The organism is Streptomyces sp. NBC_01077 (assembly GCF_045162855.1).
Lineage (GTDB): Bacteria > Actinomycetota > Actinomycetes > Streptomycetales > Streptomycetaceae > Streptomyces.
Genome location: NZ_CP108669.1, coordinates 4,866,279 through 4,882,377 on the forward strand (window position 1 = coordinate 4,866,279; position 16,099 = coordinate 4,882,377).

Sequence of the window (16,099 nt, forward strand, 5' to 3'; positions counted from 1 at the left end):
AAAGTGGGGCAATGCGCACCGAGGACGTCCTGGCCGCGATCGCGACCGGCCTGTGGCGCTGGGACAACGCGTCCGGGATCGTCTCGCTCGACGCCGAGGCCGCCCGGCTGCTCGGGCTGCCGTCGGAGCCGGTTCGGCTCACCGAGGCGGCCGTGCGCTCCCGTTTTCACCCGGTCGACTGGAACGAGATCGACGGGGTCGTGAACCTCGCCGTCGCCGAGGGGACGCTCGCCGAGGCGCGGCTGCGGATCATGGACGAGCACGGCCGGGTGATCCGTACCGTACGGAGCCGGTCGAAGCCGCTCATCGAGGGGAACGACTACCAGCTGGTCGGCACCCTTCAGGAGGTCGCCGAGCAGGTGCCGGGGACCGCCGCGCACACCCCCATCACGGGGGACTGGCGCCGGTCCCGCGAGGCCTTCCTCCTCGACGCCGGGCGGGCGCTCGCGGAGGCCCGGTCGACGGCCGAGGTGCTGCGGGTGGCGGCCTCGCTGTCGATGCCCGGGTTCTCGCCGGACGGGCTCGCGGTGTTCGGGGTGGCGGGCGACCGGCTGACGGTCATCGGGCATCACGGGCACAGCGACGGCGACGAGGGGCCGTTCTCGTCGATGTCGCTCGACACGGACTACCCGGCGGCGGAGGTCGCGCGGACGGGCCGGGCGATCTATCTCCCGAGCCCCGACGAGTACCTGCGCCGCTTCCCCATGACCTGGCCGCTCGCGCAGCGCTTCGGGCGCCGCTCCTGGGCCTTCGTGCCGCTGGTCGTCGCCGGGCGCACGATGGGGGCCTGGATGGCGGCCTTCAAGCATCCGGTGGCGTTCACGCCCGACGAGCGTTCCGTCCTCACGACCGTGGCCCGGATGCTCGCCCAGGCCCTCGCACGCGCGGGCGTGGCCGAGTCCGAGCGCGAGCTGTCGCTCGGCCTGCAGCGGACGATGATGCCGGTCCTCGGTCCCGGCATCCCCGGCATCCAGGTCGCCGCCCGGTACGTGCCGACCGGCGGCGGGCTCCAGGTCGGCGGCGACTGGTACGACATGATCAGGCTGCCCGGTGGCACCTCCCGCACCGGCGGGCGCGGCGCCGGACGCATCGCCCTCGTCATCGGCGACGTCCAGGGACACGACGTGCGTGCGGCCGGCCTGATGGGACAGCTGCGGATCGCCCTGCGCGCGTACGCCTCCGAGGGCCACCGGCCGGACGCCGTCCTCTCCCGCGCCTCGCGTTTCCTGTACGGGATCACCGACGGCGACGACGGTGAGGGCGCGGCGGGTCCGCGCTTCGCCACCTGCCTCTACCTGGAGGTCGACCTGGAGAGCGGGACGGTCGACATCGCGCGGGCCGGGCATCCGGACCCGGCGGTACGGATGAACGACGGAACGGTTCTCCTGCGGCCCACCGCGGGTGGCCTCCCGCTCGGCATCGACCCCGACACCGACTACCCCACGACCCGGCTCACCCTCGATCCCGGCGAGACCCTGATGATCTGCACCGACGGCCTCCTGGAGACCGGCGGGCACGACCTCGACACCGGCTGGGAGCGGGTCCGGGCGCTCCTGGAGGCCCACGACGGCGAGGACCTGGAAACGCTCGCCGACACGCTCGTGGAGGCCGTCCACGGTCCCGGCTCCCACCACACGACCGGGCCGCTCGCCGACCGCCGCGAGGACGACATCGCCGTCCTGTTGCTCTCCCTCCGGCCCGCCGGGGCGGTGCCGGAGGCCCCGCGCCGCACCCTGATGACGATCGCGCAGGCCGAGCCGGAACGGATCGCCGAGGCGCGCGAGCAGGTACGGCAGCTGCTGCACGACTGGAGGGACGAGGACCAGCTCGACTCGGCGGTCCTCATGGTCTCCGAGATGGTCACCAACGTCCTCGTCCACACGGACGGCGACGCGCTCCTCGTCGCCGAGGTCGCGTGCGGCGAGAAGGCCCGGCGGCTGCGCGTCGAGGTCGCCGACACGAGCGACGAACTGCCGCACAAGCGCCACCCGGGCGAGATGGCGTCGAGCGGGCGCGGCCTGGTCCTGATGGAGATGCTCGCGGACGCGTGGGGGGTCGACCCGCAGGGCGAGGGCAAGGCGATCTGGTTCGAGCTGAACGAACCGGACTCGGGGCAGGGCTGCTGCGGGTAGCCCCGGCCGGGCGGGGCTCCCTCCCTGTGTCTCCCCGTGCACAAGGGGCTCTCTCCACGGGGAGGGCTGGGGCTCCATCCCCGTGTGCAGGGCTCTCGTGTGCGGCGCAGACTGGTGTCGTACGGCCGCCGGGGGACCACGTCACGGGACCCGCCTCGGGGGGACCACGGAGTTTGCCATGGACACCCACAAGGTCGGCAGTGACACCACCGTGCTGGCCGACAGCCTCGAAGCCCCGGGCATCGGGTACCTGCCCATCAACGCCTATGTCGTCACCGCCACCGAACCCGTCGTCGTCGACACCGGCGTCTCCCTCCCCGACCGTGACTTCGTCGCGGCGCTCGGCGAGGTCATCGACCCTGGAGACGTGCGCTGGATCTGGCTCACCCACCCCGACCGGGACCACACCGGCGGCATCTTCGACCTCCTCGACGCCGCCCCGGACGCGCGCGTGATCACGACGTTCCTCGGGGCCGGCGAGATGACCACCGAACGCCCGCTGCCCATGGACCGGGTGTACTTCCTCAACCCCGGCCAGTCCCTGGACGTCGGCGACCGCGCCCTGCACGCCTTCCGGCCGCCGCTCTTCGACAACCCGGCCACCGTCGGCTTCTACGACGACCGCACCCGTTTCTGCTTCAGCTCCGACTGCTTCGGCGGGCCCATGCCGAGCGCCGAGGTCGCGGAGAGCGGGCACGCGAGCGACCTCAAGCCGGAGGACCTGCGGCAGGCCCAGCTGCTGTGGGCGACGATCGACAGCCCCTGGGCGCACCTCGTGGACCCGGAGAAGTACCGGGCGACGATCGAGCCGATACGGGAGATGGACCCGGAGATCGTGCTGTGCACGCATCTGCCGCCGGCCGTACGGATGCTGGACCGGATGATCGAGACGATCGCGATGGTCCCGGACTCCGACCCCTTCGTCGGGCCCGACCAGGCGGCCCTCGAACAGCTCCTCGCCTCGTTCCAGCCGGGCGGGATGGCGCCCGCCTAGGCGGTGCCCCCGGCGTCCCCGGTGCCCCCGGCGTCCCCGGTGCCCCCGGCGTCCCCGGTGCCCCCGGGCGTTTCGCGGGGAGCCCCGTACCGCGTGCGCAGTTCGCCGAGGATCCCCGTCGCCGCGGCCGTCAGCGGTACGGCGAGCAGCATGCCCAGGATGCCGGCGACGGACGCCCCGGCCGTGATCGCCAGCATCACCGCGGCCGGGTGCATCTGCACGGTCCGGCTCTGCACCATGGGCTGGAGCAGGTAGCCCTCGATCATCTGGACGGCCAGGACGATGGCGAGCACCCACAACGCGATGGCGAAGCCCCGGTCGGCGAGCGCGACGAGGACGGCGATCGCGCCGGAGAGGAAGGCGCCGAGGTACGGGATGTAGGCGGTCACGAAGACGAGCGCCGCGAGCCCCACGGCGCCGGGCACGTCCAGGACGACGAGCCCGATCCCGATGAGGACGGCGTCGACGAGGGCGACGAAGGTCGTCCCGCGCATGAAACCCTCGACGGCCTCGAAGGCACGGCGCGCCATGGCCTCGACGAGGTCGCCGGTGGCGCGGGGAGCGAGGGAGCGCAGCGCGCCGGCGGCCCGGTCCGAGTCACGCAGGAAGAAGAAGATCAGCACCAGGGCGAGGGCGGCGGTGGCGAGCATCCCGCCGACGACGCTGAGGCCCGTGAGTACGCCGGACGCGGCAGTTCCGCCGAACTGCTTCAGGAGGCCCTCGGCGTTCTGGGCGAGGTCGTCGAGGGAGGTCCCGGCCGGGCCGAGGTGCTCGGCGATGTCGGTGGCGGCCTGCCGGAGCGAGGCGATGATCTGGTCGCCGGTCTCGATGAGCGCGGCGACGACGATGTACGTGGCTCCGCCGACGACCGCGAGGACGGCGACGACGGTGAGCGCGGCGGCGAACGACTTCCGGACCTTCATCCCGAGCAGGCGCCGGTAGAGGGGCCCGAGGAGGGCGGTGCCGAGGATCGCGAGGAGGACGGGGGTGACGACCGTCTCGAAGACGACGCACAGCCAGATGCCGACGGCGGCGACCCCGGCGGCGAGCAGCAGGACGACGCACCAGGCGCCGACCCGGCGGGCGGGTTCGGGAAGGAGCGGGGGCGACGTCTGCACCCGACCACCGGACCACGCCCCTCGGCGTGTCGTCGCGCGCGGACGGGCCGTACGGGTGACGGGGCGTCAGCGAGCCCGCGTGCGCGGCGTACGGACGTCCCCACACGCGCGTACGCGTGCGCGGCCTGCGGACGTCCCCACGCGCGCGTACGGGGCCGGACACGTGGTCCGGCCCCGTACGCGTCACCGTCTTACTCGCCCATCCCGTGCACCGCCGGGATCGTCCCGAGCCGGCCCGCCTGGAAGTCCTCGAAGGCCTGGCGGAGTTCGGCCTGGGTGTTCATGACGAACGGGCCGTAGTGGGCCATCGGCTCACGGATCGGCTGTCCGCCGAGGAGCACGACCTCCAGGTCCGGGCTGTTCCCGTCCTGCTTCTCGTCGGCGCGGACGGTCAGGGAGCCGCCCTTGCCGAAGACGGCGGTCTGGCCCATGTGGACCGGGCGCCGCTCCGCACCCACGCTGCCGCGTCCCGCCATGACGTACGCGAGGCCGTTGAAGTCCTCGCGCCACGGCAGGGTGATCTCGGCGCCCGGTCGCAGGGTCGCGTGGATCATCGTGATCGGGGTGTGGGTGATGCCCGGCCCGTCGTGGCCGTCGAGCTCGCCGGCGATGACGCGGAGCAGCGCGCCGCCGTCGGGGGAGGTGAGCAGCTGGACCTGGCCGCCGCGGATGTCCTGGTAGCGGGGGGCCATCATCTTGTCGGCGGCGGGCAGGTTCACCCACAGCTGGAGGCCGTGGAAGAGGCCGCCGCTGACGACGAGGGACTCCGGCGGGGCCTCGATGTGGAGGAGGCCTGCGCCGGCTGTCATCCACTGGGTGTCGCCGTTGGTGATGGTGCCGCCGCCACCGTTGGAGTCCTGGTGGTCGAAGGTGCCGTCGATGATGTAGGTGACGGTCTCGAAGCCGCGGTGGGGGTGCCAGGGCGTGCCCTTGGGCTCTCCGGGCGCGTACTCCACCTCACCCATCTGGTCCATCATGATGAACGGGTCGAGGTACTGGTAGTTGATCCCGGCGAAGGCGCGGCGGACCGGGAAGCCCTCGCCCTCGAAGCCCGAGGGGGCCGTGGTCACGGCGAGCACCGGGCGGGGGGTGGCGTCGGCCTGGGCGGCCACGCGCGGCAGGGTGAGCGGGTTCTCGACAGTCACTGCGGGCATGACGGACCTCCTTGAGCGGCCTTCTCCGACCTTATGCGTCCACTTTAGTTGAACAGTGAACTTCTTGCTACCCAGAACACGGAACGCCCGGGAGGAATTCCTCCCGGGCGTTCTCCCACGTCTCCAGGCTGCGTCAGCCGTACATCCGGCGCATCGCGAAGTCGACCATCTGCTCCACGGCCTTCGCGTCGAAGACCATCCGGTGGTCGCCCTCCATGTCGAGGACGAAGCCGTAGCCCGTCGGCAGCAGGTCGATCACCTCGGCGCCGGTGATCACGAAGTACTTCGACTCCTTGCCCGCGTACCGCCGCAGCTCCTTGAGCGAGGTGAACATCGGGATGACCGGCTGCTGGGTGTTGTGCAGGGCCAGGAAGCCGGGGTTGTCGCCGCGCGGGCAGTAGACCTTGGAGGTGGCGAAGATCTGCTGGAAGTCCTCGGGCGCGAGCGTGCCGGTCGTGAAGGCACGGACCGCGTCGGCGAGGGAGGGCGGCGAGGGCTCCGGGTAGAGCGGGGGCTGCTGCCCGTAACCGCCCTGCATCCCACCCTGCGCACCGGCCTGCATCCCGCCCTGCTGCGGCGGGGCGTACTGCTGCTGGGCACCCGGATTCTGCTCGTAGCCGTACATGGGGCCAGCCTATCGACCCGGGTGCGGTCGCAGCACTGCGCGGGGCTCGATCGCGGCTGCCGCACCCGTCGGTCACCACCCCCTGCCGAAGCAGGGCTTCGAGCGGCTGCGGCAGGCCCTGCCCGCCAAGGGCTGGAAGGTCGTCCCGCACGGCCCGGACAACAGGCCCGGGGCACATGCCCCGGGCCCTTTTTCTGCGGCTCGCGTCACAGATGGCCGGATAGGGGTTGCCCTTATTACCGGTGGGTAGCATCATCGTAGAGAAGCGTGGGCTACTCACCGGTAGTACGAGCACGAGCTTGCGCGCGTATCAGGACATCCGCCTCCCCGAGCCTTACGGAGCCGTCGCCATGGGGCACTACAAGTCGAATCTCCGCGACATCGAGTTCAACCTCTTCGAGGTCCTCGGCCGCGACAAGGTGTACGGCACCGGTCCGTTCGAGGAGATGGACGTCGAGACCGCGAAGAGCATCCTCGACGAGATCCGCCGCCTCGCCGAGAACGAGCTCGCGGAGTCCTTCGCCGACGCCGACCGCAACCCGCCGGTCTTCGACCCGGAGACCAACACCGCCCCGGTGCCGGCCACCTTCAAGAAGTCGTACAACGCCTTCATGGAGTCCGAGTACTGGCGTCTGGGCATCCCCGAGGAGATCGGCGGCACCGTCTCCCCGCGCTCCCTGATCTGGGCGTACGCGGAGCTGCTGCTCGGCTCGAACCCGGCCATCTGGATGTACTCCTCCGGCCCGGCCTTCGCCGGCATCCTCTACAACGAGGGCAACGAGGCGCAGAAGAAGGTCGCGCAGATCGCCGTCGAGCGCCGCTGGGGCTCCACGATGGTCCTGACCGAGCCCGACGCCGGTTCGGACGTCGGCGCGGGCCGCACCAAGGCCACGCAGCAGGAGGACGGCTCCTGGCACATCGAGGGCGTGAAGCGCTTCATCACGTCCGGTGAGCACGACATGGAGGAGAACATCCTCCACTACGTCCTCGCCCGCCCCGAGGGTGCCGGCCCCGGCACCAAGGGCCTCTCCCTCTTCCTCGTCCCGAAGTACGAGTTCGACTGGGAGACCGGCGAGCTCGGCGCCCGCAACGGTGCCTACGCCACCAACGTCGAGCACAAGATGGGCCTCAAGGCCTCCAACACGTGCGAGATGACCTTCGGCGACCAGCACCCCGCCAAGGGCTGGCTGATCGGCGACAAGCACGACGGCATCCGCCAGATGTTCCTCATCATCGAGTTCGCCCGCATGATGGTCGGCACGAAGGCGATCTCCACCCTCTCCACGGGCTACCTCAACGCCCTGGAGTACGCCAAGGAGCGCGTCCAGGGCACCGACCTGGCGAACTTCATGGACAAGGCCGCGCCCAAGGTCACCATCACGCACCACCCCGACGTCCGCCGCTCGCTCATGACGCAGAAGGCGTACGCCGAGGGCATGCGCACCCTCGTCCTCTACACGGCCACCGTGCAGGACGCGATCCAGCTCAAGGAAGCGGCCGGCGAGGACGCGAAGGCCCTGATCGGCCTGAACGACCTGCTGCTCCCGATCGTCAAGGGCTACGGCTCCGAGAAGGGCTACGAGCAGCTCGCACAGTCGCTCCAGACCTTCGGCGGCTCCGGCTTCCTGCAGGAGTACCCGATCGAGCAGTACATCAGGGACGCCAAGATCGACACCCTCTACGAGGGCACCACGGCCATCCAGGGCCAGGACTTCTTCTTCCGCAAGATCGTCCGCGACCAGGGCGCGTCCCTGAACGCGCTGTCCGAGGAGATCAAGAAGTTCCTCGCGGTCGGCACCGGCGGCGAGGACCTGGCCGGCGCCCGCGACTCGCTCGCCAAGGCCGCCGTCGACCTGGAGAGCATCGTCGGCACGATGATCACCGACCTCACCGCCACCGGCGAGGACGTCAAGAACATCTACAAGGTCGGCCTCAACACCACCCGCCTGCTGCTCGCCTCCGGCGACGTCGTCGTCGGCTACCTGCTCCTCAAGAGCGCGGCCGTCGCCGCCGAGAAGCTGGCCGCGGGCGCCACCGGCAAGGACGTCACGTTCTACCAGGGCAAGATCGCGGCCGCGAAGTTCTTCGCCGCCAACATCCTCCCGGGCGTCGGCGCCGAGCGCGCCCTCGCCGAGGCCGTCGACGGCTCGCTCATGGACCTGGACGAGGCCGCGTTCTAAGAACGCTCCTCGCCCACACCGGCAACGGCCCGTCCCCGGGGAGGGGGGCGGGCCGTTCCCCTTTTCCCGGGCCCGCCGTACTCGACGGAGCGTGCCCGCCCGGCTTTTATCGGCCATTGCCCGGGCTATTCCCGGGCTATTCCCCGCCCGCTACGACGGACGCCCGCCGAACTGCCAGAGGTGGACCTCGATGTCGGCGTACCGGTCCCGGGTCAGAACGGCGCGTGCCGTGTCCGGATCCGGCGCCCGGACCAATGCCGCCGTACCCAGCCAGATGGTGCCGTCGTCGGAAAGCAGCGGCCCGTAGGCGATCAGCTCGTCCCGGCCGGGCGGCACCGCGAGATCGGCCGCCGGCCCCTCGCCGAAGCCGAGCACCAGGTACCGGTCGCCGCCGGTCCGGCCGCCGGGGAAGTCCCACATGGTGCGACCCAGCGTGTTGCGCCACCGTCGCACCATCACGTCCCGGTAGACGCCTGCCTGGTAGGTCGGCTCGTCGAAGGCGAACGCGCGGGCGGCGCTTGGATCGGGCAGGTCCACGATGTGCACACTGCCGGTGGGGATCTCGCCGTCCTCGGAGAGGGTCGGACCCCGGGCGATCATCTCCTTCGCGTACCCGTCCATGTACGACCGGTGGTCCTCCAGCAACGCGTCGCGCAGGTTCAGGGAGCCGGGCCGGTCACGGTGGTAACAGAGGAATTCCATGCCAGAGGATCTCGTCAAAGCGGTAACGGGGTCGAGCGGATTTCCCATTCCGGGCCCTGCGTAAGGTGGAACCCATGAGCAGCGCAGCTTCCCGTCCGACCGCCGGCGCATTCGACCGCGGACACACCGATGACCTCATGGCCTTTCTGACGGCCTCGCCCTCGCCGTACCACGCGGTCGCGAGCGCCGCCGAGCGACTTGAGAAGGCCGGGTTCCGCCGGGTCGAGGAGACCGCCGCGTGGGACGCGACAAGCGGCGGGAAGTACGTGATCCGCGGCGGCGCGATCATCGCCTGGTACGTGCCGGAGGGCGCCGCCGCCCACACCCCGTACCGCATCGTCGGCGCCCACACCGACTCCCCCAACCTGCGCGTCAAGCCGCAGCCCGACATGGGCGCGCACGGCTGGCGGCAGGTCGCCGTGGAGATCTACGGCGGCACCCTCCTCAACACCTGGCTCGACCGCGACCTCGGCCTCGCCGGGCGTCTCACCCTCCGCGACGGCAGCCACCACCTCGTCAACGTCGACCGGCCGCTGCTGCGCGTCCCGCAGCTCGCCATCCACCTCGACCGGGGCGTCAACGACGGCCTCAAGCTGGAGCGCCAGCGCCACATGCAGCCGATCTGGGGCATCGGCGACGTCCACGAGGGCGACCTGATCTCCTTCGTCGCCGCCGAGGCCGGCGTCGACGCCGAGGACGTGAGCGGCTGGGACCTGATGGTGCACGCCGTCGAGGCGCCCGCCTACCTGGGCCGTGACCGCGAGCTGCTCGCCGGCCCGCGCATGGACAACCTGCTCTCCGTGCACGCCGCGGTCGCCGCGCTCGCCTCCCTCGCGGGCCGCGACGACCTCCCGTACATCCCGGTCCTCGCCGCCTTCGACCACGAGGAGAACGGCTCCGAGGCCGACACCGGCGCCCAGGGCCCGCTCCTCGGCAACGTCCTGGAGCGCTCGGTGTACGCGCGCGGCGGCTCCTACGAGGACCGGGCGCGGACCTTCGCCGGCACCGTCTGCCTCTCCTCCGACACCGGCCACGCCGTCCACCCGAACTACGCGGAGCGCCACGACCCGACGCACCACCCGCGCGTCAACGGCGGCCCGATCCTCAAGGTGAACGTCAACCAGCGGTACGCCACCGACGGCAGCGGCCGCGCGGTGTTCGCCGCCGCCTGCGAGAAGGCGGGGGTGCCCTGGCAGTCGTTCGTCTCCAACAACGACATGCCCTGCGGCACGACGATCGGCCCGATCACAGCCGCCCGTCACGGCATCAAGACCGTCGACATCGGCGTCGCGATCCTCTCCATGCACAGCGCCCGCGAACTCTGCGGCGCCGACGACCCGTACCTCCTCGCCAACGCCCTGGTCGCCTTCCTGGAGGGCTGAGCCCCGCGAAACATCCGCGAAAGGCCCCGCTTGGCAGCCTCGGGCTCATGCATCGTCATGAGGGTCCCTCGCGGGGAAGGTTCGCCGCCGGTCTCACCGTCGCCGTCGTGCTCGCCACGGCGGGGGCGGGGCTTCTGATCGACACGTACAACGAGCGGCCCCCGTGGGGCACCGACATCGCCTACGAGGGCGGCTTCGTCCAGGCGTCCCGCATCCGCGGGTACGACGTGGACGGCTCGCGGACGAAGGCGCTGCTCGCCGGGGAGTGCGCGCTCATGGAGCGGCAGGGCATGGGCGGCGACCGGGCCGTCCACGACCCGGCCGCGTGGGTGGAGGGGTGCCTGGACGCGGCGGCGGGGCGCCAGTCCAGGAACCAGGGGATCGTCCGCTGACCAGGCGGTCCGCCGGCCAGGCGGTCCGCGGACCAGGCCGTCCGCGGATCAGGGTCTGACCGACCGACCCCGATCCGCCGGACATCCCCTAGGCGTCGAGCCCGGCCAGGATCAGGGGGAGGCGGGACACGCCCGTCTCCGTGATCTTCACCGGGACACCCCAGTCCTGCTGGTGGACGTGGCAGGCCGGGTACTCGTTGGCCGGGTCGTCGTCGCAGGACGCGGCCATCGCCGAGACGTGCAGGACGCCCTCCGTCAGCTCCGGGTTCAGGTCGAGCTCCCGGAAGAGGTCCGTGCCCGTGCCCTCGCCCGCGAGGAGGAGTTCCGGCGGGGTCGAGGAGACCAGGAGCCGGGTCGAGGGACCGTACCGCTCGTCGAGCTTCTGGCCCGTCGGGGCCTGGAAGACCACGTCCAGGCGGAGCCGGCCCGGGGCGACCTCGGTGGCCTCGCGCCGGGTGCGGTGGGCGACGGCCTCGACCTGGACGGCCTCCTCGGGGAGGCGCAGCCGGGTCAGCCGGTGCCGCGCGGACTCGACCACCACGATGTCGCCGTCGACGAGGACCGCGTCGCTGGGCTCCCGCAGATCGGTGGCGAGGGTGCTGACCTCGCCGGTCGCGGGGTCGTAGCGGCGCAGGGCGTGGTTGTACGTGTCGGAGATCGCGACCGAGCCGTCGGGCAGGGCGGTCACGCCCAGCGGGTGCTGCAGCAGGGCCTGGCCGGCGGCGCCGTCGCGGTGGCCGAAGTCGAAGAGCCCGGTGCCGACGGCGGTGTGGACCACGCCCTCCGTGTCGACCCAGCGCAGGGCGCTGGTCTCGGAGTCGGCGACCCACAGCCGGTCCTCGGTGGCGGCGAGCCCGGAGGGCTGCGCGAACCAGGCCTCGGCGGCGGGCCCGTCGACGAGCCCCTCGTTGGTGGTGCCCGCCGCGACCTCGACGGTCTTCGTGGCCGGGTCGTACGTCCACAGCTGGTGGACACCGGCCATGGCGATCCACACCTTGCCCTGCCACCAGGCGACGTCCCACGGCGAGGACAGGTCGACCTCCAGGGCGGGCCCGGAGGTGGGGGATCCCTGCCACCACTGCTTCCCCGTGCCGGCGATCCGCTCGATCGCGCCGGTGGCCGGGTCGAGGACGCGCAGGGCGTGGTTCACGGTGTCGGCGACGACGACCGTGCCGTCGGGCAGCCGGGCGAGCCCCTGCGGCTCCCGGAAGACGCCCTCGCCGATCCGCCGCACGACGGTCTCGCCGTCGGCGGCCAGCTCGACGAGCTGGTGCCGGGTGGTGTCGGAGACCAGGAAGTTCCCGGAGGGCAGCAGGATCGCCTTGCCGGGGAAGCGCAGGTCGGTGGCGACGGGCTCGGGCGCCACGTACGGCCCGTCTCCGCGCCGCAGGGTCCCCTTGGCCTCGTGCTCGGCCTCCAGCTCCTCGACGAGCGTCCGGATCGCGTTGGCGTGCCCCTCACCGGCGTGCTGGGCGACGACGTACCCCTCGGGGTCGATCACGACGAGCGTCGGCCACGCGCGCACGGCGTACTGCTTCCAGGTGGCGAGCTCCGGGTCGTCCAGTACGGGGTGGTGCACCTCGTACCGCTCGACGGCGTCGACGACGGCCTGGTGCTCGGCCTCGTGCACGAACTTCGGCGAGTGCACGCCGACGATGACGAGCGTGTCCCGGTGCTTCTCCTCCAGGTCGCGCAGCTCGTCGAGCACGTGCAGGCAGTTCACGCAGCAGAAGGTCCAGAAGTCGAGCAGAACGATCTTGCCTCGCAGTTCGGCGAGGCTCAGGTCGTCCCCTCCCGTGTTCAGCCAGCCGCCCTTGCCGATCAGTTCGGGGGCACGGACACGGGCACGGCGGGGCGCGGGGGTGGGCGCCGGGGCGGCATCGTTCATGCTTCAAGCTTGCCATCCGCCGGCCCTTCACCGTCACCCGCCGTTTCGGGTGAGAAGCACCGGCCGTCCGGGCAGGCATAGCGGCGTGAAATATCTCGTACGGGACAAGATCTTCGCGATCGGCGACGACTACTGGATCGAGGACGAGCAGGGCCGCCACGCCTTCCTCGTCGACGGCAAGGCCCTGCGGCTGCGCGACACCCTGGAGCTGAAGGACCCCGACGGGCAGGTCCTGATCACCCTGCGCCAGAAGATGTTCAGCCTTCGGGACGCCATGACGATCGAGCGGGACGACCGGCCGCTCGCCTCCGTGCGCCGCAAACGGCTGTCGCTGCTGCGCAACCACTACCGGGTGACGCTCGTCGAGGGCACGGAACTCGATGTCAGCGGCCGGATCCTGGACCGGGAGTTCACCGTCGAGTACGACGGTGAACTCCTCGCCCACGTCTCCCGGCAGTGGTTCCACGTCCGCGAGACGTACGCGGTGAACGTGGTCCGCGAGGACACGGACGCCGCGCTGCTCGTCGCCGTGGCGGTGTGCGTGATCCGGATGTCCGAGCGGGAGCGGGGGGACGACTAGAGGCCTGGAGAGTTCAGAGAGCCTTCTGCAGCGCCTGCTCCAGGTCCGCCCACAGGTCCTCGACGTGCTCGATGCCGGTCGAGATCCTGACCGTGCCGGGGCCGATCCCGGCTGCCTCCAGGGCCGCCGGGTCGAGCTGGTGGTGGGAGGTGGAGGCCGGGTGCATCACCAGGGTCTTCACATCGCCGAGGGAGACGCTGAGGGAGGCGAGGCGGACCGCCTCGACGAAGGTACGACCCGCCTCCCGGCCGCCCGCGATGTCGACCGAGATCACCCCGCCGCCCCCGTCGGGCAGCAGGCGCGCGGCGATCGCCCGGTCCGGGTGGCTGTCCAGGGCGGGGTGCCGTACGGCCGCGACCGCCGGGTGCGCGGCGAGCCGGGCCGCCAGGTCGGCGGCGCTCGCGCACTGGCGCTCCATGCGCAGGGACAGGGTTTGCATGCCGCGCAGGGTGAGCCAGGCGGCGAACGGGTCGGTGGACGCGCCCTGTCCGACCGAGTGGTGGCGGATGCGTTCGTACAGCTCGGCGTCCTTGAAGACGGCCATCCCGCCGAGGACGTCCGCGTGCCCGGACAGGTACTTGGTGGCGGAGTGGACGACGATGTCGGCGCCGTGGTCGAGCGGCCGGAAGAGGAGCGGCGAGGCGAAGGTGTTGTCGACGGCGACCGGGACCCCGGCCTCCGCGGCGACGGCGGCGAGCGCGGGCACGTCGGAGACGCGGGTGGTCGGGTTGGCGATGGTCTCCAGGTAGAGGAGCCGGGTCTCGGGGCGCAGGGCCGCCCGCACCTCCTCCGGGTCGGTGCCGGAGACGTACGTGACGTCGACGCCCCAGCGGGTGGCGAGGTCGGTGAGGACCCCGTACGTGCCGCCGTACAGGCAGGTCTGGGCGATGACGTGGTCGCCGCTGCCGAGCAGGCCGAAGAGGACGGCGTTCACGGCGCCCATGCCGGAGGCGAAGGAGACGCCGGCGGTGCCGCCTTCGAGGCGGGCGACGGCGTCCTCCAGGGTGCGGACGGTGGGGTTGCCGTGGCGGCTGTAGAGGAAGGCCTCCGTGGAGGTGAAGGCGGTGGCGAGGGCGTCGGCCGAGTCGAAGGCGAAGACGTGCCCCTGGTGGAGGGGGACGCCGAGGGGCCTGCTCCCGGTGATCTCGACGTGGGGCGGGTGGACGGCGAGGGTCTCGGGACGGGGGGAGGCCGAAGAGGACGACGTGAGGCTCATGAACTCAGTCTGTGGACAGGCTGTTTGCCTTCCCAGGGCCAATCCCGGCAGATTGGTTCGGCGATGAAGCCAATCGGAAGCTCCCTGGATCCCGACGACCTCGTCTCGCGGCTCGGTCGCTGGTCCGCCGGCCGCGGGCCCCTCCACCTGCTGCTCGCGGCCCGGCTGCGCCGGCTGATCGACGAGGGGGCGCTGCCGCCGGGCGCGCTCCTGCCGCCCGACCGGCGGCTCGCGAAGGCCCTGGCCGTGGGCCGTACGACGGTGGTCGCGGCGTACGACACCCTGCGCCAGGAGGGGCGACTCGTACGGCGGCAGGGCAGCGGGACCCGGGTGACGCGGGCCGCTCTGGCGCCGGAGACACCGCGTGCGACGGAGACGCCCCGGGTGACGGAGACGTCGAACCCGCTGTTCCTGCATCTCCTGGAGGCGCCGGACGAGGTGATCCTGCTGAGCTGCGCGGCCCCGGTGGAGCCGCCGCCCGAGCTGGCGGAGGCGTACCGCTCGCTCGTCCTGCCGGGCGGGGACCTCGGCTATCACCCGGCCGGTCTCGGGGTGCTGCGGGAGGCGGTGGCCGGGCGGTACGCGGAGCGCGGCGTACCGACAGGACCCGGGCAGATCCTGGTCACCACCGGAGCGCAGCAGGGGCTTTCGCTGCTCGCCCGGCTGCTGTTGGCGCCGGGGGACGGGGTGCTCGTGGAGGCGCCGACGTATCCGGGGGCGCTCGACCTGTTCCGGGAGGCGGCGGCCGTCCCGCTGCCCGTGGCGGTCGGGCCGGACGGGCTCGACGTGGCGGAGGCGGTACGGGTGATGGAGCGCCACCGCCCTGCCCTGGCCTATGTGGTGGCCCGGTTCCAGAACCCCACGGGGACGGTGCTCCCGCCGCTCGCCGGGCGCCGGCTCGTGGAGGCGGCGAACGCGCTGGGGGTACCGCTCGTCGACGACGAGGTGCTGGGCGACCTGGCCTTCGGCGCGACACGGGAGCCCCGGACGCTCTCCGCGTACGGCGACGTCATCGCGGTCGGTTCGCTCAGCAAGGTCGTGTGGGGCGGGCTGCGGATCGGCTGGGTGCGCGGCCCGGCGCCCCTGATCGCCCGCCTCGCCCGGCTGAAGGCGCTGCACGACCTGGGCTGCGACGTGCCGTCCCAGCTGGTCGCGGCCCGCCTCCTCGCCGACTTCGCGTCCGTACGGGCCACCCGGCTGCGCGCCCTCCGCGCGGGTCACGCCCACCTCCGCGCCGAGCTCGCCCGTCTCCTCCCCTCCTGGTCCTGCGCCCCGGCGACCGGCGGCCAGACGCTCTGGGTGCGCCTTCCGGTCGGCGACGGCGTGTCCTTCGCCCAGGTCGCCCTCCGGCACGGGGTGGCCGTCCTGCCGGGCGCGACCACCGACGCCCTCGGCGGCAGTGTCCGGAACCTGCGGCTGCACTTCCTGCTGCCGCCGGACGTGCTCACGGAGGCGGTACGGCGACTCGCGGCGGCCTGGGCGGAGTACGCGCCGGCCTCGGGACCCGAACCGGTACCGGGACTGGAACCCGGACCGGGACTGGAACCCGGACCGGGACCGGGGCCCGCGTCGGCGTCCCTGCGGGGCATCACGGTCTGAGCGGACAGGAGGAATCCAGCCTTGCGTCACGGGCGTCGCCACGGAAACATACGGTGCACCTGCAAAGTGATGATCGTTCTTTTCCATGGGGGCGCAGCGGTATGGGTTTTGACGAGGACTGGGCCGGAATGCGGTCC

The 16,099-nt window shown here is 72.1% G+C and carries 13 protein-coding genes; 7 read left to right on the plus strand and 6 right to left on the minus strand.

Going from position 1 to position 16,099, the window contains the following annotated elements; all coding sequences use genetic code 11:
• The first annotated feature begins 11 nt into the window (after nucleotides 1-11).
• Both OG462_RS21860 and OG462_RS21865 read left to right on the plus strand, forming a co-directional pair.
• Nucleotides 12-2,132, plus strand: a complete 2,121-nt coding sequence (locus OG462_RS21860; protein WP_406059948.1) for a SpoIIE family protein phosphatase — start codon at nucleotides 12-14, stop codon at nucleotides 2,130-2,132.
• A gap of 178 nt (nucleotides 2,133-2,310) precedes the next feature.
• Nucleotides 2,311-3,126, plus strand: coding sequence for an MBL fold metallo-hydrolase (locus OG462_RS21865; RefSeq protein WP_406059950.1), 816 nt, complete (start codon nucleotides 2,311-2,313; stop codon nucleotides 3,124-3,126).
• Here the strand turns inward: OG462_RS21865 and OG462_RS21870 are convergent.
• The 3 genes from OG462_RS21870 to OG462_RS21880 all read right to left on the minus strand — a co-directional run bounded on the left by OG462_RS21870 (nucleotide 3,123) and on the right by OG462_RS21880 (nucleotide 6,023).
• On the minus strand, nucleotides 3,123-4,244 hold the full coding sequence (locus OG462_RS21870) for an AI-2E family transporter (RefSeq protein ID WP_406059951.1): 1,122 nt from the start codon (nucleotides 4,242-4,244) through the stop codon (nucleotides 3,123-3,125). The genes OG462_RS21865 and OG462_RS21870 overlap by 4 nt on opposite strands.
• A gap of 191 nt (nucleotides 4,245-4,435) precedes the next feature.
• Nucleotides 4,436-5,398, minus strand: coding sequence for a pirin family protein (locus OG462_RS21875; RefSeq protein WP_406059952.1), 963 nt, complete (start codon nucleotides 5,396-5,398; stop codon nucleotides 4,436-4,438).
• Between the two features lie 133 nt (nucleotides 5,399-5,531).
• Complete coding sequence (locus OG462_RS21880) at nucleotides 5,532-6,023, minus strand: SseB family protein (RefSeq protein WP_406059953.1); 492 nt, start codon at nucleotides 6,021-6,023, stop codon at nucleotides 5,532-5,534.
• Between the two features lie 350 nt (nucleotides 6,024-6,373).
• Between OG462_RS21880 and OG462_RS21885 the strand changes: the two genes are divergently transcribed.
• Nucleotides 6,374-8,203, plus strand: coding sequence for an acyl-CoA dehydrogenase (locus OG462_RS21885; protein WP_406066649.1), 1,830 nt, complete (start codon nucleotides 6,374-6,376; stop codon nucleotides 8,201-8,203).
• A 150-nt stretch (nucleotides 8,204-8,353) separates the two neighbouring features.
• Here OG462_RS21885 and OG462_RS21890 read toward each other — a convergent pair whose 3' ends face one another.
• Complete coding sequence (locus OG462_RS21890; protein WP_406059955.1) at nucleotides 8,354-8,905, minus strand: YciI family protein; 552 nt, start codon at nucleotides 8,903-8,905, stop codon at nucleotides 8,354-8,356.
• Nucleotides 8,906-8,979: 74 nt separating this feature from the next.
• Here OG462_RS21890 and OG462_RS21895 point away from each other — a divergent pair, with 74 nt between their 5' ends.
• Both OG462_RS21895 and OG462_RS21900 read left to right on the plus strand, forming a co-directional pair.
• The gene (locus OG462_RS21895; RefSeq protein WP_406059957.1) at nucleotides 8,980-10,287 is read left to right on the plus strand and encodes a M18 family aminopeptidase; all 1,308 of its coding nucleotides are present in this window, start codon (nucleotides 8,980-8,982) and stop codon (nucleotides 10,285-10,287) included.
• A gap of 47 nt (nucleotides 10,288-10,334) precedes the next feature.
• Nucleotides 10,335-10,679, plus strand: a complete 345-nt coding sequence (locus tag OG462_RS21900) for a hypothetical protein (protein ID WP_406059958.1) — start codon at nucleotides 10,335-10,337, stop codon at nucleotides 10,677-10,679.
• 88 nt (nucleotides 10,680-10,767) lie between these two features.
• Here OG462_RS21900 and OG462_RS21905 read toward each other — a convergent pair whose 3' ends face one another.
• Nucleotides 10,768-12,567: an NHL domain-containing thioredoxin family protein gene (locus OG462_RS21905; RefSeq protein WP_406059960.1), complete on the minus strand. Its 1,800-nt coding sequence runs from the start codon at nucleotides 12,565-12,567 to the stop codon at nucleotides 10,768-10,770.
• Between the two features lie 85 nt (nucleotides 12,568-12,652).
• Between OG462_RS21905 and OG462_RS21910 the strand changes: the two genes are divergently transcribed.
• Nucleotides 12,653-13,147, plus strand: a complete 495-nt coding sequence (locus OG462_RS21910) for an LURP-one-related/scramblase family protein (RefSeq protein ID WP_406059962.1) — start codon at nucleotides 12,653-12,655, stop codon at nucleotides 13,145-13,147.
• Nucleotides 13,148-13,160: 13 nt separating this feature from the next.
• Here the strand turns inward: OG462_RS21910 and OG462_RS21915 are convergent, their stop codons facing one another.
• Nucleotides 13,161-14,363 carry a trans-sulfuration enzyme family protein gene (locus OG462_RS21915; protein ID WP_406059964.1) on the minus strand — a complete coding sequence of 401 codons (1,203 nt, stop codon included), beginning with the start codon at nucleotides 14,361-14,363 and terminating at the stop codon, nucleotides 13,161-13,163.
• 63 nt (nucleotides 14,364-14,426) lie between these two features.
• On the opposite strand from OG462_RS21915, the gene OG462_RS21920 reads away from it, so the two are divergent.
• Nucleotides 14,427-15,962, plus strand: a complete 1,536-nt coding sequence (locus OG462_RS21920; RefSeq protein ID WP_406059966.1) for a PLP-dependent aminotransferase family protein — start codon at nucleotides 14,427-14,429, stop codon at nucleotides 15,960-15,962.
• The last annotated feature ends 137 nt before the right edge of the window (nucleotides 15,963-16,099 follow it).

Excerpts from the sequence above, each read along its gene's own strand:
- OG462_RS21885 (WP_406066649.1), top strand. The coding sequence starts at position 6,374 with ATGGGGCACTACAAGTCGAATCTCCGCGACATCGAGTTCAACCTCTTC.
- OG462_RS21860 (WP_406059948.1), top strand. The coding sequence starts at position 12 with ATGCGCACCGAGGACGTCCTGGCCGCGATCGCGACCGGCCTGTGGCGC.
- OG462_RS21880 (WP_406059953.1), bottom strand. The coding sequence starts at position 6,023 with ATGTACGGCTACGAGCAGAATCCGGGTGCCCAGCAGCAGTACGCCCCG.
- OG462_RS21865 (WP_406059950.1), top strand. The coding sequence starts at position 2,311 with ATGGACACCCACAAGGTCGGCAGTGACACCACCGTGCTGGCCGACAGC.
- OG462_RS21920 (WP_406059966.1), top strand. The coding sequence starts at position 14,427 with ATGAAGCCAATCGGAAGCTCCCTGGATCCCGACGACCTCGTCTCGCGG.
- OG462_RS21905 (WP_406059960.1), bottom strand. The coding sequence starts at position 12,567 with ATGAACGATGCCGCCCCGGCGCCCACCCCCGCGCCCCGCCGTGCCCGT.
- OG462_RS21890 (WP_406059955.1), bottom strand. The coding sequence starts at position 8,905 with ATGGAATTCCTCTGTTACCACCGTGACCGGCCCGGCTCCCTGAACCTG.
- OG462_RS21900 (WP_406059958.1), top strand. The coding sequence starts at position 10,335 with ATGCATCGTCATGAGGGTCCCTCGCGGGGAAGGTTCGCCGCCGGTCTC.
- OG462_RS21875 (WP_406059952.1), bottom strand. The coding sequence starts at position 5,398 with ATGCCCGCAGTGACTGTCGAGAACCCGCTCACCCTGCCGCGCGTGGCC.
- OG462_RS21895 (WP_406059957.1), top strand. The coding sequence starts at position 8,980 with ATGAGCAGCGCAGCTTCCCGTCCGACCGCCGGCGCATTCGACCGCGGA.
- OG462_RS21915 (WP_406059964.1), bottom strand. The coding sequence starts at position 14,363 with ATGAGCCTCACGTCGTCCTCTTCGGCCTCCCCCCGTCCCGAGACCCTC.